Annotated in this window: 22 protein-coding genes; 1 reads left to right on the top strand and 21 read right to left on the bottom strand. The window is 42.0% G+C overall.

Annotated elements, in window-relative coordinates; translation table 11 throughout:
- Positions 1 to 10: 10 nt before the first annotated feature.
- The 12 genes from ciss_RS06630 to ciss_RS06685 all read right to left on the bottom strand — a co-directional run bounded on the left by ciss_RS06630 (position 11) and on the right by ciss_RS06685 (position 14,166).
- A complete protein-coding gene (locus ciss_RS06630) occupies positions 11 to 859 on the bottom strand; it encodes a UbiA-like polyprenyltransferase (protein WP_075865504.1) in 849 nt (282 codons plus the stop codon).
- The gene (locus ciss_RS06635) at positions 852 to 2,300 is read right to left on the bottom strand and encodes a menaquinone biosynthesis decarboxylase (protein ID WP_075865505.1); all 1,449 of its coding nucleotides are present in this window, start codon (positions 2,298 to 2,300) and stop codon (positions 852 to 854) included. Before ciss_RS06635 ends, ciss_RS06630 begins: the two co-directional genes overlap by 8 nt.
- A 27-nt stretch (positions 2,301 to 2,327) precedes the next feature.
- The gene (locus ciss_RS06640) at positions 2,328 to 3,050 is read right to left on the bottom strand and encodes a demethylmenaquinone methyltransferase (protein WP_075865506.1); all 723 of its coding nucleotides are present in this window, start codon (positions 3,048 to 3,050) and stop codon (positions 2,328 to 2,330) included.
- A gap of 19 nt (positions 3,051 to 3,069) precedes the next feature.
- Positions 3,070 to 3,702: a hypothetical protein gene (locus ciss_RS06645; protein ID WP_075865507.1), complete on the bottom strand. Its 633-nt coding sequence runs from the start codon at positions 3,700 to 3,702 to the stop codon at positions 3,070 to 3,072.
- Between the two features lie 182 nt (positions 3,703 to 3,884).
- Entirely contained in the window at positions 3,885 to 4,268 is a 384-nt protein-coding gene (gene speD / locus ciss_RS06650; protein WP_011344705.1) for an adenosylmethionine decarboxylase, read from the bottom strand.
- Positions 4,269 to 4,463: 195 nt separating this feature from the next.
- Entirely contained in the window at positions 4,464 to 5,219 is a 756-nt protein-coding gene (locus tag ciss_RS06655) for a fumarylacetoacetate hydrolase family protein (RefSeq protein WP_075865508.1), read from the bottom strand.
- Positions 5,216 to 7,390: an alkaline phosphatase family protein gene (locus tag ciss_RS06660; RefSeq protein WP_075865509.1), complete on the bottom strand. Its 2,175-nt coding sequence runs from the start codon at positions 7,388 to 7,390 to the stop codon at positions 5,216 to 5,218. Before ciss_RS06660 ends, ciss_RS06655 begins: the two co-directional genes overlap by 4 nt.
- On the bottom strand, positions 7,387 to 8,487 hold the full coding sequence (locus ciss_RS06665) for a glycosyltransferase family 4 protein (protein ID WP_077177488.1): 1,101 nt from the start codon (positions 8,485 to 8,487) through the stop codon (positions 7,387 to 7,389). Before ciss_RS06665 ends, ciss_RS06660 begins: the two co-directional genes overlap by 4 nt.
- Positions 8,471 to 10,708 carry an SF1B family DNA helicase RecD2 gene (gene recD2, locus ciss_RS06670; protein ID WP_075865510.1) on the bottom strand — a complete coding sequence of 746 codons (2,238 nt, stop codon included), beginning with the start codon at positions 10,706 to 10,708 and terminating at the stop codon, positions 8,471 to 8,473. The genes ciss_RS06665 and recD2 overlap by 17 nt, the downstream gene beginning before the upstream one ends.
- 92 nt (positions 10,709 to 10,800) lie before the next feature.
- Complete coding sequence (hcp, locus tag ciss_RS06675) at positions 10,801 to 12,093, bottom strand: hydroxylamine reductase (protein ID WP_075865511.1); 1,293 nt, start codon at positions 12,091 to 12,093, stop codon at positions 10,801 to 10,803.
- Positions 12,094 to 12,228: 135 nt separating this feature from the next.
- Positions 12,229 to 13,341, bottom strand: coding sequence for an aminopeptidase (locus tag ciss_RS06680; RefSeq protein ID WP_075865512.1), 1,113 nt, complete (start codon positions 13,339 to 13,341; stop codon positions 12,229 to 12,231).
- A gap of 36 nt (positions 13,342 to 13,377) precedes the next feature.
- Positions 13,378 to 14,166: an epoxyqueuosine reductase gene (locus ciss_RS06685; RefSeq protein WP_077177489.1), complete on the bottom strand. Its 789-nt coding sequence runs from the start codon at positions 14,164 to 14,166 to the stop codon at positions 13,378 to 13,380.
- Between the two features lie 71 nt (positions 14,167 to 14,237).
- Here ciss_RS06685 and ciss_RS06690 point away from each other — a divergent pair, with 71 nt between their 5' ends.
- Positions 14,238 to 14,861: a DedA family protein gene (locus tag ciss_RS06690; protein ID WP_075865513.1), complete on the top strand. Its 624-nt coding sequence runs from the start codon at positions 14,238 to 14,240 to the stop codon at positions 14,859 to 14,861.
- A gap of 55 nt (positions 14,862 to 14,916) precedes the next feature.
- On the opposite strand, the gene ciss_RS06695 is transcribed toward ciss_RS06690, so the two are convergent.
- The 9 genes from ciss_RS06695 to ciss_RS06735 all read right to left on the bottom strand — a co-directional run bounded on the left by ciss_RS06695 (position 14,917) and on the right by ciss_RS06735 (position 21,534).
- Entirely contained in the window at positions 14,917 to 15,129 is a 213-nt protein-coding gene (locus tag ciss_RS06695; protein ID WP_201787775.1) for a (4Fe-4S)-binding protein, read from the bottom strand.
- On the bottom strand, positions 15,126 to 15,794 hold the full coding sequence (locus ciss_RS06700) for a nucleotidyl transferase AbiEii/AbiGii toxin family protein (protein ID WP_075865515.1): 669 nt from the start codon (positions 15,792 to 15,794) through the stop codon (positions 15,126 to 15,128). Before ciss_RS06700 ends, ciss_RS06695 begins: the two co-directional genes overlap by 4 nt.
- The gene (locus ciss_RS06705; RefSeq protein WP_075865516.1) at positions 15,776 to 16,048 is read right to left on the bottom strand and encodes a DUF6922 domain-containing protein; all 273 of its coding nucleotides are present in this window, start codon (positions 16,046 to 16,048) and stop codon (positions 15,776 to 15,778) included. The genes ciss_RS06700 and ciss_RS06705 overlap by 19 nt, the downstream gene beginning before the upstream one ends.
- Before the next feature lie 364 nt (positions 16,049 to 16,412).
- Positions 16,413 to 18,323: an anaerobic carbon-monoxide dehydrogenase catalytic subunit gene (gene cooS, locus ciss_RS06710; RefSeq protein WP_075865517.1), complete on the bottom strand. Its 1,911-nt coding sequence runs from the start codon at positions 18,321 to 18,323 to the stop codon at positions 16,413 to 16,415.
- Between the two features lie 26 nt (positions 18,324 to 18,349).
- Complete coding sequence (locus ciss_RS06715) at positions 18,350 to 18,913, bottom strand: 4Fe-4S dicluster domain-containing protein (protein WP_075865518.1); 564 nt, start codon at positions 18,911 to 18,913, stop codon at positions 18,350 to 18,352.
- Positions 18,914 to 19,030: 117 nt separating this feature from the next.
- Positions 19,031 to 19,375, bottom strand: coding sequence for a hydrogenase maturation nickel metallochaperone HypA (hypA, locus tag ciss_RS06720; RefSeq protein WP_075865519.1), 345 nt, complete (start codon positions 19,373 to 19,375; stop codon positions 19,031 to 19,033).
- A gap of 21 nt (positions 19,376 to 19,396) precedes the next feature.
- A complete protein-coding gene (locus ciss_RS06725; RefSeq protein ID WP_075865520.1) occupies positions 19,397 to 20,479 on the bottom strand; it encodes a hydrogenase large subunit in 1,083 nt (360 codons plus the stop codon).
- The gene (locus ciss_RS06730) at positions 20,476 to 21,018 is read right to left on the bottom strand and encodes an NADH-quinone oxidoreductase subunit C (protein ID WP_075865521.1); all 543 of its coding nucleotides are present in this window, start codon (positions 21,016 to 21,018) and stop codon (positions 20,476 to 20,478) included. Before ciss_RS06730 ends, ciss_RS06725 begins: the two co-directional genes overlap by 4 nt.
- A gap of 18 nt (positions 21,019 to 21,036) precedes the next feature.
- Complete coding sequence (locus ciss_RS06735) at positions 21,037 to 21,534, bottom strand: 4Fe-4S dicluster domain-containing protein (RefSeq protein ID WP_075865522.1); 498 nt, start codon at positions 21,532 to 21,534, stop codon at positions 21,037 to 21,039.
- Between the last annotated feature and the right edge of the window lie 8 nt (positions 21,535 to 21,542).

The raw sequence follows: 21,542 nt of genomic DNA on the forward strand, positions 1-21,542 counted from the left end.
CACTCCCTTATTAAATTAGTAAATCAATAACGGTAACACCGAACATTAAGACGCTGATAATCATATTTACATTGTTAAAAGCCGTATTAACCCTTGACAAATCGGTAGGCTTGACCAGCCAGTGCTCGTATAACAAAAGAGCTGCAGTGGCAATAACACCAAAATAATAAAAAAACCCAAGGCCAAAACCAATGCCGGCCAGTAAAAAGAAGATGATAGTTAGAAAGTGAAATCCACGGGCAATCTTTAGAGCCTTTTCTATCCCAAAACGGCTGGGTATGGAGTATAACCCCTGCTGCCGGTCAAACTCCGCATCCTGAAGAGCGTAGATAATATCAAAACCTGCCACCCAAAATAACACCCCGGCAGCCAAAAAGTAAGCCGGGCGCGGAATAGCCCCTTCAATCCCGACAAAGCTTCCGAGAGGAGCAAAGGATAAGGCCAGGCCTAAAACAAGGTGGCATGCCCAGGTAAATCTTTTAGTATAAGAATAAATTACCAGGACAAATAAGGCAAGGGGAAGAAGCTTTAAAGCTAACGGCTTTAAATTGGCCGCCGCCCAAAAAAAGAGCAATAACGAAAGTACCGTGTAAATATATACTTCCGACACTTTTATAAGCCCCCGGGGCAAGGCCCTGTTCCGGGTTCGGGGGTTTAAAGCATCTATATGCCGGTCAATCAACCGGTTTAAACTCATGGCGGCAGTCCGGGCGCCCACCATAGCTAAAGTAATGAAAATAAAATCCCTAAAACTCGGTACACCACCGGAAGCCAAAAATGCCCCTAAATAAGCATAAGGTAAAGCAAACAGCGTATGTTCAAATCTGATCATTTCAAGAAAGATCTTAATTTTAGTCAAGGCCGAGGTCACTCCACTTCCGGTCCACTAAAGCCTTAATCTCCGGATCCATTTCGATATCATCAGGCCAGGGTCGGGGGTGACCTTCGGAAGGCCACTTTTTGGTAGCATCAATGCCAAGCTTTGAACCGTAATTGGGCAGAGGAGATGCGTGGTCTAAAATATCAAGGGGTCCTTCAACAATCATTAAGTCCCGTTTCGCATCAATATTGTTAAACACTTTCCACATTACTTCCGAAAGGTTTTGGACGTTGACATGTTCATCCACCACGATGATCATTTTGGTAAACATCATCTGCCCCAGCCCCCACAAAGCATGCATCACTTTGCGGGCATGACCGGGATAACGTTTTCTAATCGAGACAATTGCGCAATTATGGAAGACCCCTTCCAGGGGAAGGTTAATATCAACAATTTCCGGCAGCAGCAGCTTTAAAAAGGGCAAAAAGATTCGTTCGGTGGCTTTCGCCATATAGCAATCTTCCATCGGCGGTTTACCCACAATTGTTGCCGGGTAAATGGGATTTTTTCTATGAGTAATGGCTGTAACATGAAATACCGGATAATAATCGGTTAAGCTGTAATAACCGGTATGGTCCCCGAAAGGTCCTTCTAAGCGCAGTTCATCGGGATCAACGTAACCTTCAATAACAATTTCGGCATGGGCCGGAACTTCCAAATCTACCGTCTCCGCTTTAACCAATTCCACCGGTTCTTTTCTGATAAAACCGGCAAAAAGAAATTCATCAATTGACGGTGGCAGCGGAGCGGTCGCCGCATAAATGGTTGCCGGATCTCCGCCCAAAGCTACCGCAACTTCTAAAGGCTTACCCAGGCGCTTGGCCTTCTGGTAAAAGTGCGCCGCATCTTTATGCATATGCCAGTGCATCCCGGTTGTCCTGCCGTCATAAATTTGCATCCGGTACATGCCCACATTTCTTCTTCCGGTTTCCGGGTCTTTGGTAATGACTAACGGTAATGTTATAAACCTTCCCCCATCCTGCGGCCAGCATTTTAATATTGGAAATTTATTTAAATCGGGGTTATCCTTGATAATTACTTCCTTTACCGGACCATTTTTAACAATTTTAGGCGCAAAATTTGACAACCTGGCAAGCTTCGGTAACATTTTCAGCTTTTCAAACATGGTAACCGGAATATCGTCGGGATTTAAAAGGCTTAAAAACTCTTCCCCGATATCATCAAAACGTTCAACTCCAAGAGCTAATTTCATTCTTTCATAGGAGCCAAACGCATTCATCAATACCGGGATGTCATAACCCGAAACGTTTTCAAATAAAAGAGCCGGCCCATAGGCTTTTGACACCCGGTCGGTAATTTCGGTTATCTCCAATTCCGGTGACACCGGAACTTTGATTCTTTTAAGCTCACCCCGCTTTTCAAGTTCTGCTATGAATTCTCGCAAGTCCCGAAACGCCATCAATTTCTACCTCCAATCTTTAATTTTCTAATACGGCTTAGTGCCAACATGTACCGCCACTATTCCGCCGGTAAGCTCGTAGCATTTTACATCCACCAAACCTAAATCCTCAAACATTTTTTTGATAACCTGCTGGTGGGGAAAATTTTTTACCGAGTTGGGCAGGTAAGAATAAGGACCTTCCACCCCTACCCCCAATTTCCCCAATAGCGGCACCAATTTTTCAAAGTAAAACCAGTACAGTTGTTTAAACACGGGAAAAGTCGGATGGGCAAGTTCTAAATTCACTACCCTGCCTCCGGGTTTTACTACCCTTTTCATTTCCAATATTGTTTTTTCAATATCCGGTACATTTCTTAAAGCAAAACCAATAGTCGCCACATCAAAGCTGTTGTCCGGAAAAGGTAAAGCTAAGGCATTACCGTGAACTAACTTAATTATTTTTTCCATGGAATACCTGGCAATATTTTTCCTGGCAACTTCAAGCATATTTTCGTTAAAATCAAGTCCTACGACTTCTCCTGTCGGGCCTACCACCCGGGCCTGTTCAATAGCAAACATTCCCGTGCCGCAGGCCACATCTAAACCCCTTCCCCCTGCGGATAAGCCCGATACCTTAACCGCAAACCGTCGCCAGGCTTTGTCCCGGTTAAAACTTAAAACCGTATTTAATAAATCATAACGATGAGCAATTGCCGAAAAAATATTATAAACAAGCTCTTCTTTTGAAGTTTGGCGGGAATTGTTCAAAATTTATTACCCCTTCCTTTTATGATAAAACGTTGCTTTTATCGATAATTTCTTGAAGTTTTATTAAACCGTCAAAGCCTTCATCCTCAATGTTACAAAGAAATTCGCCAATTTTTTCTCCAAAGGTAATAAGTTCCTGCAGGGTATCTTTTGGTACATTAGCTAAATCACCCAGGATCGCCAGACTCTGACCCATAAAAATTCGCTCCTCTTTATATTTATCTTCCACCGAATAAATTAAAGCCGCTTCATTTAAATCAAGAATTAACCTGGCCAGAGAACTTAAGTACTGTAAAAGTCCCGCATTGGCCAGCTCCAAAAAAAAGTTACCGTACATAAAATCGCCCACTAACACCTGATACTGGGTTTTTTGTCTTTCCCCGTGATACTCTTCTTCACCAATCTGCCGGTGAATTTCATGGGCAAGATAAATATAAGAAAATATTTCGGCTAATTTTAGTAGCTTCGTCCATTCAATCCCCAGCTTTTGCCCCACTATTAACCAAACTAAAATTCTTTTTTTAACAGCAGACATTTCCTTAATCTCGGGCAAAATTTCACCGTATTGTTCCACGTTACTTCGAAGTTTTTTAGCAATTACCTCCGTAATTTCCGCTGCCACTTTATGAAGTTCCCTTTCAGCAACACTCATTTACAGTCCTCCTCAAAATAATACACACTTATACTATTATTCTTTATTTTATCCCATTTTCCTGTTAGCTTTCGTAAAATTATTAGCAATCACCATTATTTAAATAAATAAGCCCTACATACCTTCTCCGGCATGTAAGGCTTGCTAACCGTGTTTAAAACACGTACTAATAAAAATCCCTCCTATAAATTGACGGCTTGACTCTCGGCAAACTCTTCAACCATGACGCCCCGCTTCGTTTCCTTAGCCGTCATGTACTTTGCCCCAAACTCCTTTGCCAGGTAATTTGTTGCATCCCAGGGATCTACTGTATCCCCGCAGGTAAATACATCAACAGCAGCGTAACCTAACTCAGGCCAAGTATGAATTGCAAGATGGGACTCAGAAATGACCACCACTCCGCTAACCCCTTGCGGACTGAACTTATGAAATGCTACCTCTCTAATTTCAGCACCTGCTTCCAAAGCACTTCTAACCATGATTTCTTCAACTCTTTTGACGTCATTTAAAACGTCAAACCCGCAGCCGTAAAGCTCGGCAATCACATGACGGCCTAAAGCATTCATCGGCACTTCCTCCTTTAAATAATTTTTGGGAAACTATAACCCCCTTTGTATACATGGGCTTAATTCAATCAAATTAAATTTTAGCACATAAATCCCTGTTGTCAATAAAAAAATAGAGATTTTCTGAATTAATTTCGTTTAATTTTGGTTAATTCTTTATTATCCTTAAAAATTTTTAAGATTTCATGGCTTTTTCTATGCTTTCACAAAATTTCTTAGGCTTCCAATGCCCGAAATCTTTACCTCAACCATGTCTCCATGAGTAAGTTTACCAACACCGCTGGGGGTTCCCGTTAAAATTACATCTCCGGGCTTTAAAGTCATGATTTTAGAAATAAAACTTACCAAAAAATAGGGATGAAACAGCATTTTAGAAGTATTACTCTTTTGCCGAAGTTCCCCATTTAAATAAGTTTCTATCCCAAGGTTGTCGGGCTCAATTTCGGTAACAATCCACGGTCCAAGGGGACAAAAAGTATCGAACGATTTTCCCCGCGTCCACTGTCCATCCTTCCGCTGTAAGTCCCGGGCGGTAACATCATTGGCACAGGTATAACCCAAGATAAAATTCCTTGCCTCTTCCTCCTTAACATTCCGCCCTTCCTTTTTAATCACCACAGCCAGTTCCCCTTCATAGTCCACCCGCCGACTCTCTTGAGGTAATATTATTACGTCCAAAGGACCAATTACCGCGGTAGGCGGCTTCAGAAAAATTACCGGTTCGTCCGGCAACTGGTGTTTAAATTCGTCAATGTGGTCCCGGTAGTTTAAACCTACGCAGATAATTTTCGACGGTAATACCGGAGGTAGTAATTTGACCTCAGTAAGCGAAAGTATCTTTCCACTGGAATTAATCTCGCCGAAAATGTCCCCATTTAAAATTTCTACCTTATCATCATTAATTTTCACGTACTTACCCTGCCCCGCTATTAAGGCTCTACCTAAAATCATTTTTCTCCCTCCCGTACAAATAATAATACTTGATATAAAAGCGGCAAAACGCTGTAATTCATAGTAGTAGCTGCCGCCACAATACCCGAATCATTAAAAATAAGAGCAGCAACACTTGCCACTAAAATTGCCACCAACCCTTTGTAAAACACCGGCATTTCCGTTTTTATTCTGTTCATATAACCGGGAGGTCGGTAAAACGAAAACGCTAAAGCCAGTAAGCTCGTTAAAAATACCCTGCTCCAGATAGTGTATTTAATAAGTTTAATATTCATCCCTACCTTGCGAATTATAATCCCCGCTAAAACCGAAAGACCACCTGCCCTTACTTCCTGTATAGCCCTTGCCACGTGGGACTGAGCTTTAGCGCTTAAAAATGCATCATAGGTATAAACCGCAATTAAACCTGCCATTACCGCTCCTAATAATATCAACACGTTTCGTACGTTAAAACGGATGTTTAAAAATAACGCCAGAAAAACGGTAAAACCAAACAACGCCGTTAAAGCTCCCCCAAAGTTTGCTCCAAAAGAGGGAGAGGAAATAAGTAAATAAACGGCAATAAAAGCAAGCGGATATAAAACGTAAGCTTTCTTCTTAAAACGCGTACCAAAATAGCTTGCTAAGTATAAAGTAACCCCTACCAAAACCCCCATATACTCGTTGCCAATCCCGTAATACCTGGCGCCGGCCATCGGGTCGTAACCGAGAACCGAGCGGCGGATTAACTCCTGGTGATTTAAAAGGTCAAAAATCAACGAAACAAAGGTAATTATTCCGATAACCGCAAAGCTATCTATTCCCAGAAGTTTATTTAGAATTTTTGCCAGTACCACCAAAGTTAAATTTAAAAGCACCGCAATTAAAAAGTTTAAAATAAGGTTACTGGTGTAAAAAAAGGAAAGCCATAAAAACGTTAAAGGTACCGTAAATAAAAACAAAAAGGCAAGCTCCAGTCCTTTAACTTTTTTGTAATACAGGCCAAAAAGTCCGTATATTAGCGTAAGAATTAAAACGGTAATATAACTTTTAACTAAAGGCGGCCGTAAATTGTAAGTAATTAAGATCTGGTTATGATAATCTTTCAGGTAATTTAACGCATTTGCCCTGCTAATTCCCTGCACCGAACGGCCAAAAACCTCTACCGGTGGCTCAATACCATAAAAAGTCAAGATAGTAGCGGTAAGATCCATATTGGTAATTAAACCGGGTCTTTTTGTGGTGCCGGAGGTAAGTAACCCGGGACCAAACCCCCGGCCCCAGGCCACCGCAAAGCCCAGGTAATCTTTCTTTACCAGCATATCCCTGCTGGGATAGGGAGTAAAAATAATAAGGGTATCTTTTTTAGGATTTAACTTTAAAAGCATTTTTCCTAAAAAAGCATCGACTTCCTGAAAAACCTTCGTTTTCTGGCGTTTTATTTCCCGGTCAAAAAGTAAGTTTTTAAAATAATCAATTCGGGCAAGATCCCCTGTTTCTATGACCACCAAATCCGAACTCTGCCAATTGTCCCTTACAAAAGCATAAATCTTTTCATAATCACTTCTAAAACCTCCGGGAAAATCCGGGTCCTTTTTTAATACTTCCCGGTTTACCAATCCCAAAGGAGTAACACCGGTTTTATCCATGGTCAAAAGGGTAATTTCCCGGAAATACTCTTTCCCGGCATCGGCATTCCCCACTACCAGCGTTTTTATTCCCCGTTTTTTTAACTCTTCACCTATTAAGCCAATCTTAAACGAGTATTTTAACGAGCGGCTTTCCCGTTCCGCTTCCACCGCACCTAAGTTAACAACCGCTTCCCCGGAGGGTTCCTTCCTAAAGAAGGTACGATATAAAAAAAACCCTTCCTGGCCTTCGTACTCTTCTCCGTAATTAAACGCAAGTCTACCTGTTTCTCCACCGCGAAGGTGGGCACCGCTACCGATGGTAAGATAAGCATTTACGCTATTCAGACCACCACCGGTATTATTATTCATTAAGGCTAAACTACCTTCCTTAAAAACCCGCTCAAAATTTGGATTCCGGCCAAGCTCCGTTAATTCCTCAAAGGATAATCCATCCAGGGAAATTAACACCAATTTTCCGGGAGATCCGGCAAAGGTAGAAGAAGAACAAAGTACTGCTGCCGTTATAACCATTAAAACTACGTAAAATAGCTTTTTTCTCATTTAAGTAACCCCCTGTAAATCTCCTCGTTTCTCCGGACCATATAAGCTACGTTGTATTTCTCCCTTACGGTGATATAAGCCCTTTCTCCAAGACTTAAACGCAAACTTTCATTGAAAATTAACGTATAAAGGGCTTCAGTTAAGGCTGTAGCATCCCTGGAAGGAACCAGTAAACCATTTTCCCCGGAATTAATGATTTCCGGAATTCCCCCTACGTTTGTGGCAATTACGGCTAATTTCCAGCTCATTGCTTCGAGAAGGGATAAGGGTAGTCCTTCGGAAAGGGACGGTAAAACAAAAATATCAATTTCCCGGTAAAATTCGGCGGGATTTGGAATGTATCCGGGAAAGGTAACCAGGCTTTCAATCCCCAGCTCTTTTGCTAACTCTTTCAATTCATCTTTTAAAGGGCCATCACCGCCAATAATCGCTCGAAATTTCACTCCCCTGTTACTGAGAAGGGCTAAGGCTTCTAAAAGATAATTTAAACCCTTTTGCGGGGCAAAACGGGCTAACGTACCTATTACCACCGGCTGGTGGGGAATTGTTTTTACCTCCTCCGGAATCTCTACCCCGTTAGGAATCACAGTAATTTTTTCAGCAAAAACCCCATGTCTTAAGATTAATTCTTTCTTTAAATTTTCACTGACCGCAATTACTTTATGGGTATAAAATTTAGTTAAAAACCGCTCAATGAGCGAGGCAATAATTCTTTTAAAAGTCGCTACATTTTCATGCCAGATGGAGTTATGAACGGTATAAACCACCGGCACCCCTGCCAAAAAAGCAGCCATTCTTCCCGGCAGTGCCGCCTTAAAACCATGGCAGTGAACTATCCGGTACCCTTCTTTTTTAATAATGCGGTAAAGGGAATAGCAGGCTTTTAAATCCCCTTTTAAGGAAATTCCTGCAGGAATTGCTACGGAATAGTAGGTTACTCCCAGATCTTTTAAGGTTTTTTGCTCAGCTTCGGTTAACTCGCCGGCAAAGCCAAAAATAAAATCACCACTTTTCTTTTGCAGCAGGGAAAAAATATGCTTTTTAATTCCCCCCGCCGATGGCCGCATTACCTGTAAAACTTTAACCTTCCCGCTCAACCAGATCACCCTTTTTAAAAACTCCTCCGAGTCTTTCCGGCAAAGAAGAATACCTGGTTTCTTCCTTAATATTTTCCACCGCCTGCCGTAAAGCCCAGGTAGTACCGATGACAATAAGCATTTTCTTGGCCCTGGTTACCGCAGTATAAAGAAGATTTCTCTTAAGTAGAGGATAATGGTAATTATGTAAAACAAGAACAACCACCGGATATTCCATTCCCTGAGCTTTATGAACGGTGGTAGCATAAGACAACGTCAGCTCTTCTAAATCCGTTTTCCGGTATTTTATGTTTTTGCCGTCAAAAGAAACAATGATTTCTTCTTCATCCCCGGATTTAATAATTTTTTTGATAAACCCGGTTTCGCCGTTAAATACCCCATCTTCTCCCCGTTCGTAATTGTTTTTTATCTGCATGACCTTATCGTTCACTTTAAAAGAAGTACCGAAAAATTTTACTTCCTGTGTTTCAAAGCCGTTAAACAGTTTTTGCAGTAAAACATTTAAATTTTCTACCCCCAAAGCGCCCTTCCGCATCGGGGATAAAACCGCAATATCTTCCGGAGAATACCCGTAATTTTCCCAGAGCTTTTTAACCACTTTTAAAAGAAGATTGGTAATATTTTCCGTATCTTTAGCCGGAAGAAAAAACACATCCTCCAACATTCTTTCCCCAAGTAGCCGCTCAAGCTCAAACCAATCCCCGGTTAAAACCCGGTGGGCAACCTCGATAATCCCTGCATCTTCTCCCTGACGAAAAACCGTTTTCAGGCTGATGCGCGGAATTTCTTCCACCGCTAACAAATCTTTCAACAATTGCCCGGGACCCACCGGAGGCAGCTGATTGGGATCTCCCACCAGTACCAGCCGGCATTCCGGAGTTATGGCCTCAAATAAAGCAGCAGCCAAAGGTAAATCAAGCATGGAAACTTCATCAATTATTATTAAATCGTAGGGTAAAGGCTCGTATTTGTTATAACGAAAAAGCAGTTCTCCCGAACGGGTTTCCCCCTCCGGTTCTAAGAGACGGTGAATTGTCGCCGCCGGCATGCCGGTGCTCTCGGAAAGCCTTTTCGCCGCGCGACCGGTAGGTGCCGCCAGAGCAATTTTGTTTTTAGGAAAAAACCTCTGGTACAGCTCAATAAATCCTTTGATTACCGTGGTTTTTCCGGTACCCGGCCCCCCGGTTAAAACAAAAAGTTTTTTCTCGGCAAACATTAACGATAAAGCTTCCTTTTGTAATGGGTCGTAAGAAATTCCCAGTTTTTTTTCTACCTCGTTCAGAGGCTTCTTTATATTAATTTTTTTATCGGTAATAGTTAAAAGAAAGGCTACTTTCCGCGCCACCGTTTTTTCCGCATCATAAAGCTTTTTTAAATAAAGCCGGTCCCTTTCCAGGCACACTTCTCCGGTTCTTAAAAGTACGGAAAGTCCCTCGTCGAGGGTCTCAGGCCCAAACCCTTCCCCCAGAAGAGCCAGACCTTTGTTATACACTTCTACCAGAGGTAAATAAACATGTCCCTGCTCCAGAGCTTCCTTTAACACATAAACGATAGAAGCTTTCATCCGGTAGAGGTGGTTTGGGGGAAAATGCCAATCCCTTGCCAGCTTATCAAAGGGTGCAAAAGCAAAACCGTAAAGTTCATGAATGGGGTTGTAAGGGTTCTCTTTTAAGTGCTCTATTAATCCTTCCCGGTAAAATTTGAGCAGGGTTTTAATTTGATGCGGTTCCAAGTTCAGCGGGGCTAATAAATTAAAAGCTTCCTCAAAAAGATACTCTTCTTTTAGTTTCTGGTACAGGCTTTCCGCTTTTTCAAAGGAAATGCCTTTTATTTTTGTCAACTGGGAAAAATCTTTTAGGATAACGGTCAGGGAGTCCATGCCAAATCTTTCAACAATTTTCGCTGCCGTTTTTTCCCCAATTCCCTTAACCCCCAAGTTAGACAGGTATGAGATTAACTGTTCCGGGGAATTTGGTCTTTCCTTTTCGTAGTATTTAACCTGAAACTGCAAGCCGTAATTGGGGTTATTGACAAACTTTCCCGAAACCCGGTACCGTTCGCCTACCCGGCAGTTAATTATTTCCCCTAAAATATCAATAATTTCCCCCTGCCGTTCGCCTTCTAAAATCTTGGCTCCGGCAATAATAAAATTTTCCCGGGAAAATTTTATATATTTTACTTCAATATTAATAGTCTCTTCCAAAAGAAAATTCCTGGTCATATTTTTCCCTTCATTTTATAAGGATTTAGCATAATTTTACTACAATTTTAAAAAAGAAAAAACCCCGGCACAAGCCGCCGGAGTTTTTTCTCTTAACCAAGGATAGCTTTTAAGTCTTCGTCGGGAGTTGTGATAAGCTGTAATCCAAACTTTTCGTTTAAGATGGCCAGTAAATTAGGTGTCAGGAACGCGGGAGCGGTCGGGCCAATCCGAATATTCTTGACTCCAAGGTAGAGGAGGGATAAGAGGATGGCCACCGCTTTTTGTTCAAACCAGGACAGAATCAGACTAAGCGGCAGATCGTTTACTCCAACCTTGAAGGCTTCGGCTAAGGCCAGGGCAATTTTTACTGCCGAGTAGGAGTTATTGCACTGCCCGATATCGAGAAGCCGCGGAATACCGGTACCTTCGATTTCACCAAAGTCTTTGTGGATGAAACGGTACTTACCGCAAGCCAAGGTCAGGATAATGGAGTCTTTGGGTACTTTATCGGCAATTTCGTTGTAGTAGTTCCGGGTGGTCTTTGCACCATCGCAACCGCCAATTAAGAAGAAGTGCTTGATCTTGCCGGACTTAACCCCTTCAATTATCGTATCGGCCAAGCTTAATACTGCGGTGTGGTGGAAGCCGGTAGTAATGTAGCCTCCTTCTTTCTCTTCCGCCGGAGGAAGTTCTAAAGCTTTCTTGATAACTTCGGAGAAGTCGCGATTGGCGATATGTTTTACTCCGGGCAGATGAGCTACCCCGCAGGTAAACATCCGGTCCTTATAAGAATCCTTGGGAATTAAAACGCAGTTGGTAGTACCGAGAATTACTCCCGGGAATTCTTCAAACTCTTTCTTCTGGTTCTGCCAGGCGGTACCGTAATTACCCACCAAGTGGGGGAATTTCTTTAACTCGGGATAAGCATGGGCCGGGAGCATCTCCCCATGGGTGTAAACATTAATTCCGGTACCTTCGGTTTGCTTTAAAAGCTCATACAAGTCTAAAAGGTCGTGGCCGGTAACCAGGATAGCCGGACCTTTTTTGATACCCGTGTAAACTTTTGTCGGCACAGGGTTGCCAAACTTTTCAGTATGAGCTTTATCCAGAAGCTCCATAATTTTGAGGTTCATTTCTCCGGCTTTTAACACCATTTGCAGATGGTGGTCAAGATCAAAATCTACGTTGGTCAGGGTAGTAAAGAGAGCTTCATGCATAAAGGCATCTACTTCCGGATCATGAGCACCAAGTTCCCGGGCATGGTAAGCATAAGCAGCAATACCTTTTAAGCCAAAGATAAGTAAGTCCTGAAGAGCGGCAAGATCTTCGTTTTTTCCGCAAACTCCAACCGGTCCAACACAGCCTTTCCCCTGGGCAGTTTGCTCGCACTGGTAACAGAACATCAATAAACCCCTCCTGTCAATAATTTTTCGCCTTCTGGCTACTTTAAATTTTAAAAATAAAGGAGGGGCAATTCTGTTAAATTCGTCACAGTTTTATCATGAAATTTATTAAATTAAGTGGATTACTCGGATATTTTACTTCAAGTTTTCAGGATTCAGTCCTTCCAGTTCCGGTAAAACAAATACTCCATCTTTTCTAATCAACACACCATCAAAATAAATCTCACCGCCCCCGTATTCCGGAGTTTGAATTAAAACAAGGTCCCAGTGCACCGCCGATTTATTGCCGTTAAAGGCTTCATCGTAACTGGAACCGGGAGTAAAGTGGATGCTTCCCATAATTTTTTCATCAAATAACGTATCTTTCATCGGCTTGGTTATGTAAGGATTTACCCCTATCGCAAATTCCCCGAAATATCTTGCTCCCGCATCGGTATCTAAGATTTTGTTAAGCTTTTCGGTGTTGTTGGCCGTTGCTTCAACTATCCTGCCATCTTTTATCACCAAACGCACATTTTCAAAGGTATAGCCCTGATAGACCGAAGGGGTATTATATGTAATAACTCCATTTACCGACTCTTTTACCGGTGCAGTGTAAACTTCCCCATCGGGAATGTTGCGATGGCCATCGCATTTCACCGCCGGAATGCCTTTTATCGAAAAAGTTATGTCGGTGCCCGGACCGGTTATCCGCACCTTATCCGTCCGGTTCATTAAGTCAATTAAAGCATCCATCGCTTTGGACATTTTGCTGTAATCAAGGTTGCAGACATCAAAATAAAAGTCGGTAAACGCCTCACTGCTCATTCCGGCAAGCTGGGCCATAGAAGCATTGGGATAACGCAGTACCACCCATTTAGTTTTGGGTACCCTAACTTCACCGTGGACCGGCTGCCACCAGTCCCGTTGATAAGCCTGCATTTTTTCCTCGGGAACATCGGAAAGCTCGGCGATATTATCCCCAGCCCGAATTCCAATATAGGCATCCATTTGTTCCATTAAAGCTTTTTCCATTTCCCGATTAATCTTGATAACTTCTTCATCCGCTTCTAAAAGAATTTCCCGTAAAATTTCCTGGTTTTTTAAAAGGACGAAAGGTTTGGCCCCAACCTTATAAGCCTCGCGAACTAAAGCTTTAGTCAGGGGAAGCTCCGGACCTATGTTTTCAATTAAAATCTTCTCCCCGGGTTTAAGGGCGGTAGAATAGTGAATTAAATTCTGGGCAAGTTTTAGAAAACGTGGATCCAAGAAAAGGCCTCCTTTCTTTTTCTTCTTCTTTTTATCTTATCCCTTTTTCTTTTTATCATCAATAAAAGCACAGGGACCGGTGGCACATTTTCCGCAAATTTCTACCGGATTGGCATCGGAAAAAGCTTCCCCGCATTTAACGCACCAGGCGTAGCATTTCTGCCGGTCAAAAGCATTATTATCATCTTTTAACGCCTTTACCGGGCAAACATCCCGGCAATAGGTACAGCCCTCAGAACGCCAGCACTGAAGGTAAGGTTCAATAGCAGGAGTTGGTGTAATTACGGCATCGGTGACAAAAGACCCGAAGCGGCCGCCACTACCCAGGGGAGTAATTAAAAGGTTGTTCATCCCAAAAGTACCAAGACCTGCAATGTAGGCTACATGTTTATGCGACCAGACGGCTTTTAAAACTTTTTTATCAAACTGGTAGGTTGGCATGAGTCCTTCAGCTTTAAAGCCGTAATTTTTTAATTCTTCCTTTATTTTCTGGATTATTTTCCAAAGGAGACGATTGGTTTTAATATAAGCTTTGGCCCAAAGCTCCGATGGATAAAGGCCATTTTTGTTACTTTCAATAATCTCCCGGGTATACGGCAAAAAAATGGCCACCACCGTTTTTGCCCCGGGCAATAGTTCTTCGGGCAGTAAATGAGCCGGATTGGCCACCTCTTTTAATTGCAAAAAAAGGGGATTTTGAGCTTCGGCATAACCAATTAGCGGTTTACGGTAATAAAAAGAACTTTCCTCTTCTAACTCCACCTGTTCAAAGATAATCTTCTCTATTAATTGTTGCAAATTATCTCCTTCTTTCTCCTTTAGCATAATAACATCTTTTTTATTTAAACAAAATAAATTAAAATAAGAACATAAAATTCCTTATTAAAGGAGATAATATGGAAGCAATCTGGGATTTAATTTTACACCTTGATAAACATTTAGACCTTCTGCTTCAGCGGTTTGGTACCGAAACCTATTTTATTTTATTTCTTATCGTTTTTCTGGAAACCGGGCTTGTGGTCACTCCTTTTCTTCCCGGCGACTCGCTTCTTTTTGCAGCAGGAGCTTTAGCTGCCCGGGGAAGTTTAAACCTCTACCTGGTAATGGTAATTTTCATTTTAGCCGCAGTGCTTGGTAACACTTCAAACTATTTTATCGCCCGGCTCTTCAGTAATGCCGTTCTTGATAAAAAAAATCTTAAGTTTATAAAACAAGAGCACTTGCTAAAAACCCAGAGGTTTTACGAAAAATATGGAGCAATAACCATTGTCCTGGCCCGCTTCGTCCCCATCGTTCGTACCTTCGCGCCCTTTGTTGCTGGAATAGGCCGGATGAATTTTATGAAGTTCTGGATATACAATTTAATCGGGGCTTTTCTCTGGGTGTTCCTCTTCACTTTAGCAGGGTATTATTTCGGTAATATTCCCGTAATTAAAGATAATTTTTCACTTGTAGTAATAGCGATAATTTTAATTTCAATCCTTCCAGGATTAATAACATTTATAAAAAAAGAAAAGTAGCGTGGTTATCATAATTTAGCATAAAAAAACGGCTTGCGTTCCAAACAAACTTTTTTTATTTTTTTACCCACTCATATTTAAGAGCTCCGGAAGGGCATAGGTCTATCGCCCGGGCTATTTCCTCCGCTGAAGCAGCATCAATTTTAACCCAGGGACGTTCCCGGGGTTTAAAAACCTCCGGTAAAGCTCTTACACAGTTACCCGAATGAATACACAATTCCGAATCCCAGTAAACGATAATTTCCTCATTTTTGTAAACCCTTTTCAATATTCTATCCCTTCTTTCACTATTAAATTTTTTAAAACATTAATAAATTCTTTTTGCTTTCCTAAAAAATACTTTTTTATCTCATCCCAGTTATAATTCCATAACATTTCAGGCATCAGTTCTTCTTCGGCATCATCAAAATAACAAAGGCTTTTAACTATATGGTAATAATTTAACTTCTCCCCGGGATATTTTAAGTGCAAACTTTTTAAAAGTTCACCAACTTCTATTCCATTCTGGGTTAAGGCAAACAAATCAATAAAATCCTTTTTTGCCCCTCGCTGGCTGACAGCGATAATTTTCATTAATCCTATATCTTCAAGAGAGGCCAGAGGTAAATTATTTACGTCTTTATCAATTACCAACTCTTTCAGCAAAGGATTGGGAAAATAAAGCCAGGTTATTCTAACTCCATCAACTATCCCATGCAAAGTCCCTTTACTTAAATCTAATACTTGAAAATTACCTATTTTCTTTAATTTAGAGCTTAATTCATCAACAGAAAATTCAACCGGTGAAAACCAGTCCAAATCCTCTGACTTTCTATGTCCTAATTGCAAAGCAAGAGCAGTACCACCCGCAAGGTAACTACCTTGAACGGGCATTTGGAAAACTATCTTTTCTAAGACCTTTAATTGCTTTTCATTTAAAACTTCGTAAAACACCGCATTTCCTCCTCAGACAGGTTAAAATATGCTTGCCAGAAACGAGCAGTTTTGCGGGTAAGATTGCGACTTTTTTTAACTGCTTCTTTTATCATAATTTCATCATAGATTTCCTTTAACCAAAAAAGCGCCTGATGATCTCCGTAATTTAAAATCCGCTCGATGACAAATCGCTTATGTTTTTCCAAGTCAATGTCATCTATATTTACATCCCAGAAATATATTTTAAAGCTCTCAGGTATTGTTTTTTTCATCTTATCACCCAATTACATTTTACCATAATTTTACTAAATAAGAAAATAAAAAACCTGCCGCCTTCAGGCAGGTTTTAACTTTCTTGAAATAAACGGCCAGAGGCATTTGATTAAACTGCGGCCAACAGATATTGCTTACAAAACTACTGCGTGTTTTAAGGATTGCATCACCATAGAATATTTTGCCTCTGGATGAAGCCAACGAATTCACCTGGTAGGTGGGTAAGTACAATTTGTGCATCAACCGGAGTAAAAATACTCATTTTTTCAAGGGATCCAGGATTTAAACTGATAAAGGGGGTTCGGAAAGCAGGATCAGGGATAAGATCACCATTTAGCCCTAATCCTGCCCTTTTTGCAAGATTTAAATACCCAACCCCTTGCGTCTTTCCTTAATAGCCGCAACCAGTTTAGCAGCAGCCTGTTCCGGATTGGTTTCTACGATAAAATAACCACCCAGCAAATCTTTGGCTTTTTCAGTTAAAAACTCAACAACTACAGAGGAACCCATAATTTGCGGTACAATTCCAATATGGGTTGGTATTCCCAGAGCAACTGCCCAGGTTCCAATGGCTACTGCCTTCTCCGACATAAATTCAGGAGCAGAAGCAACAAGAGGTAGTTTGTCTAAATCCACTCCGAGCTTGTTAGCAATGGCTACGGCTACACTAACTGCCCTGCTATTATCGACACATGAACCCATATGCAATACTAAAGGTAGAGGCCCATTAAGCCCGGCAGCCTTTCCTATGGCAGTTAATACTGCCTTTAAGGATTCACCGGCATAAGCCTCGGTTGCCTCCTGGGTCATTAGACCGGTCTTTGCAAAAGTACCGGCTCCACAACCGGTTGCCAGCATCAAGACGTTATTTTTAGCAAGCTCTTTAGCAATGGTTATAAAGTTATTGTCTTGAATTGCCCTTGGATTGTTACAACCGGCAAACAAGGCAATGCCCTGAATGTTGCCATTAACAATATTATCTATCAATGGCTTTAACGGGTCTTTAGCATCTATCTTGCTTAAAACCGCCATGATTGCCTCGGCACTGAACCCGGCAATGGCTGTTTGCTTATAGTCAGGAATGTTAACTTTTCGCTTATCCCGTTTTTTAAAGGCCTCAATTGCCAGTTCTACGATTTTCTGAGCGCTTTCCACGGCCGAGTCTTCCCGAAACTCTATATGAGTTGCGCCGGTGATTTTATTTTCAGCCATTGTAGTAATTATTTCAGTATGGAAACACTCAGCTACACTGGTAAGAGCAGGCATAATGCACTGCACGTCTACAACCATCGCATCTAACGCACCGGTAATGATGGCCAACTCCTGAGACAGATAGTTCGTAGCTAAAGGAATCCCGCGCCGCATCATCACCTCATTACCGGTACAGCAAATACCCACTACGTTAATACCTTCTTTAGCCCCGGCCTTCCTTGCTTCTTCATTCATCTTCAGCGCTACATCACAAATAATTTCACTCAGTAAAGGGTTATGACCGTGAACCGCAATGTTGACAGCATCTTCCTTCAGCACGCCAAGGTTGGCCTGAGTAACTACCGGTTCAGGGGTACCAAACAGGGCATCAGACAGCTCGGTGGACAAACACATACCGGTATAATCAGCAAGTGCTCCCTTTATTCCGCCGAGCAAAAGGTTAACCGCATCGGCATCACAACCTACATGAGTTCGGTGCATAATCTCGGCAATAACAGCATCAATATTATGGGGCATAACCCCCAGTTCTATCAGTTTGTCCACCCTCTCAGCGGTCAAGGTCGCTTTGGCCCAGTTACAGGGTATGCTACGCTTTTGCCGCGAATAATCTTCCAGAGAAGCTAAAGCCACTTCTTTTGCTACTTGTCTTAGATCTTTGCCTGCCGGTGCCAGGTTTAATTTCTCCGCTATATTTCTTAACTTTTGCTCATCTTTAATCCGGTACGCAGGGGCATGTCCTTCGCCAACTTCTAATAAAGTCAAAGCTATGTGCCGGCCGTGGTCAGAATGGGCAGCAGCACCTGCAGCCATCATTCTGATTAAATTTCGCGCCACAATGGTATGGGCATCAGCCCCACAAACCCCTCTCTGGGGTCCATTGCCAAAAGGATCGATACGACAAGGACCCTTCCAGCAAATGCGGCAGCAGACGCCCAGTTCTCCGAAACCACATTGGGGCTGCATTGCTTCATAACGGTCCCAAGTAGTTTCAATTCCCGCTTTTTTGGCTAAAGGTAACAAATAATCGACCGCAGGATCTACGGAATTTTTCCAATTACTCATCAAATCACTCCCCGCATTTTTCCGATTTAAGCTTTAATTCCGGAATAAGCCCTAACAAGTTCTTTGCCTCTTTCCTCAATAAGTTTCTTACGATAGCTTTCGTAATCCACCAGCATTATCGCCTTGGTGGGACAAGCTTCAACACAGGCACAGGAAATTTCATCGTTGCCCTGCTTTCTGCTGTAGCAAAGATCACATTTTTTGGCCTTACCATTTTTGGTTCTGCGATTACCGCCATCGTTTTCCTCGTTTGCTATAATAATTGCTCCAAAGGGACAAACCATGGTACAAACTTTACAGCCAATACAATTACTCTCATTGATCCTAACAAACTTATCTTCCTGGTAAATTGCTCCGGTCGGACAGACATGAGCACAAGGAGCATCCTCACATTGTCTACATTGAATAGGCATTACCATGCCACCGACCTGGACCACCGAATTCCTTGGCCTTATTTTCAATCCCCTGGTTACAGCCGTAGTCAAGTCACAATTGGCATGAGCCAAAGCACAGGCTATCTCACAATTTTTACATCCCAAACACTTTCGAGGGTCGGCGTAAATAAAGTAATTCTCTTTAGCTGTTGCCATATGGTTCACCTCCTTCCATTAATGTATATTAAATTTTGAAATAGACAAAACTTTTTACGCGATAAAGCTAACAAGGAATCCCGCAAAATATAAGGTCCGCGGACTTTTTGAAAGATACTACTTTTCTATTTCTAAATTTTCAATATAAAGTTCCCTTCCGGCCACAATGTCCACAGCCCTGCTTTCACACTGCGGGCATTGAAAATTGAAATTGTAAACCCTAAACACATGGGCACACTCCCGGCACTTTCCCTGAAGTGGAACCCGCTCAATTATCAACTCTGCACCCTCAGCAACAGTATTTTGCGCATAAACTTTAAAACATGCAGTTAAAGTCATAGGTTCCACTACTGTCATCTCGCCGACTTTAAGCTTTACTTTTAAAACTTTTTTTATTTGATGTTCTTTTACTTTGGCATTGATAATCTGGAAAAGACTATCCACTATCGCCATCTCATGCATGGTCTCGCATCCTTTTTTGCGCTATCTTTCGGTACAGGAAATACAGGGATCAATACTATTAATAATGAGGGGAATGTCAGCCACTTTATTACCCGGCATCATAACCTTAAGCGCTTCCCAGTTCATATAAGTTGGTACCCGCCACTTAATGCGCTCCGGAATATCTGAACCATTGGTGCGTAGATAATAAATCAATTCTCCCCGCGGTGCCTCGGATTTGGCTACCGCTTCCCCAGCAGGTATTTCCGGCAAATAATCTATACAAGTTGGACCATCCGGCAGATCCTTAAGACATTGTTGAATAATATTGATAGCTTCCTGAATTTCCCGTAACCTAACAATGGCTCTCGCCCGTACATCACACCCGGTTTCTAACGGAACGTTAACTTTCAGCCTGTCATAAGCAGCATACGGACTCTTGACCCGTACATCATTATTTACCCCTGACCCACGGGCAACAGGACCAACCACGCCATAACGGAGAGCTTCATCTTTCGGTAAAATTCCTACACCCTCGGTGCGAGCCCGCACAAATTTATTGTTCATATAAATGTCAATAATTTCTTCCAAGGGCTTTTTCAGCTTATCCAATTGCTTTATCAGGTACTTAATCTTTTCATCGGACAGGTCGTATTTTACGCCCCCAATGCAATTTGCAGCCAAATCCATCCGATTACCATAAATAGTTTCTTTGGTATCCTGGACTATCTCCCGTACCTCCATGACATGCATAAACAACGAATCAAAACCAATAATATGAGCCAGCATAGCAATATTAAACAAGTTTGATGCTATTCTCTTTATTTCGTCCGCGATAACCCTTAGATATTCAGCTCTTTCCGGGATCTTGATTCCGGCAATCTTCTCAAGGGCCATACAATAGGTAAAGGGATGGTTATTGGAACACAAAGAACAAAGTCTCTCAAGCAAAGTTAAATTTTGGTATATATTGCGCTTCATCGCCAAATACTCCAAACCGCGGTGCACATGCCCAGCAGTTATTTCTAAGCCAACAATAGTCTCCCCTTCAACCTGTACCTGGAAATACATCGGCTCTTCAAGGGCCACATGTAGCGGACCTACGGGGATTGTATAAGTACTCATTCAGCATCCCCCTCGTTTGAAATTGCTGCAAAGACTTTTTCCCACAAAGTTTTTGTCGTTGCTCCCTGCATAGCAACTGATAATGGGATTAATTTATTCATGATCCCTTCATCAATACTATCATCAAGAAACAATCTCTTCGGATTTGGATGGCCGACTAATTGTATACCATATAATTCTTGCAATTCGCGTTCCGTCCAATCAGCACTCTTTAGGATCGGAGTAATTGAATTAACTTTACCGCAATCCCAGGGTATCTCAATGGTAACCGTACAGGTACAGCCGTCCAGGTCAAAATGGTAAGCGATTTCATGGTTATCTCTTTGTTGTTCATCTTTTGTTTTATAAGCTGTGATAGTGATTACCCGACCTCCCAGCTCTGCCACAATCAAAGCCACATTAGTTATGTGGCGTGCATCATGAAGTCTACACCAACCAGTAATGACTCCTTTAGAATCGGTCTCCCACCGTAAGGAAAATTCCTTGCCCAGTGCCCGGGTTAGCCTTTTGGAAAATTCCTCCCGAATATTCCGCTCCATCTTCTTTCCTCCCTTTCTTCATCGGAGAGCTCGTTTTTGGCGGCATTTAGGACATAAATGTCTTAACCTTTCAATTTCCCTGTTAACCTGCCGATAAGCTCGCTGCAATAACTCAGGAGATATTGGTACCATAGGTGTCCCACATTCGGCACAATTTACATATTTTATGAATCCTTTTTCCACATATCTGTATTTATCCTCTTGCCGGTGAGCGGTATGATAATCTTCCGTTAAGCGAATAGCTTTTGTTGGGCAGTAATATTCGCAAAGGCCGCAAAAGGTACATGTATTATGCCACAGGATGAACTCAAGTCCACTTTTATCAGCCACTTCCCTGATTTGGATAGCTCCTCCGGCACAAACGTATTCACACATCCGGCAGGCAATACAAGCCGCGGCATTATATTTGGCTTTTCCCCGCAGTCCCTTGGGGACAAAGGTTTCACCAAAGGGATATGGGTCGGTTGTTGGACCCTTGAACAAATTACGCAGTGCGATTTTTAAAAACGAAGCCATGGGTAACT

It is taken from the genome of Carboxydothermus islandicus (genome assembly GCF_001950325.1).
Lineage (GTDB): Bacteria > Bacillota > Z-2901 > Carboxydothermales > Carboxydothermaceae > Carboxydothermus > Carboxydothermus islandicus.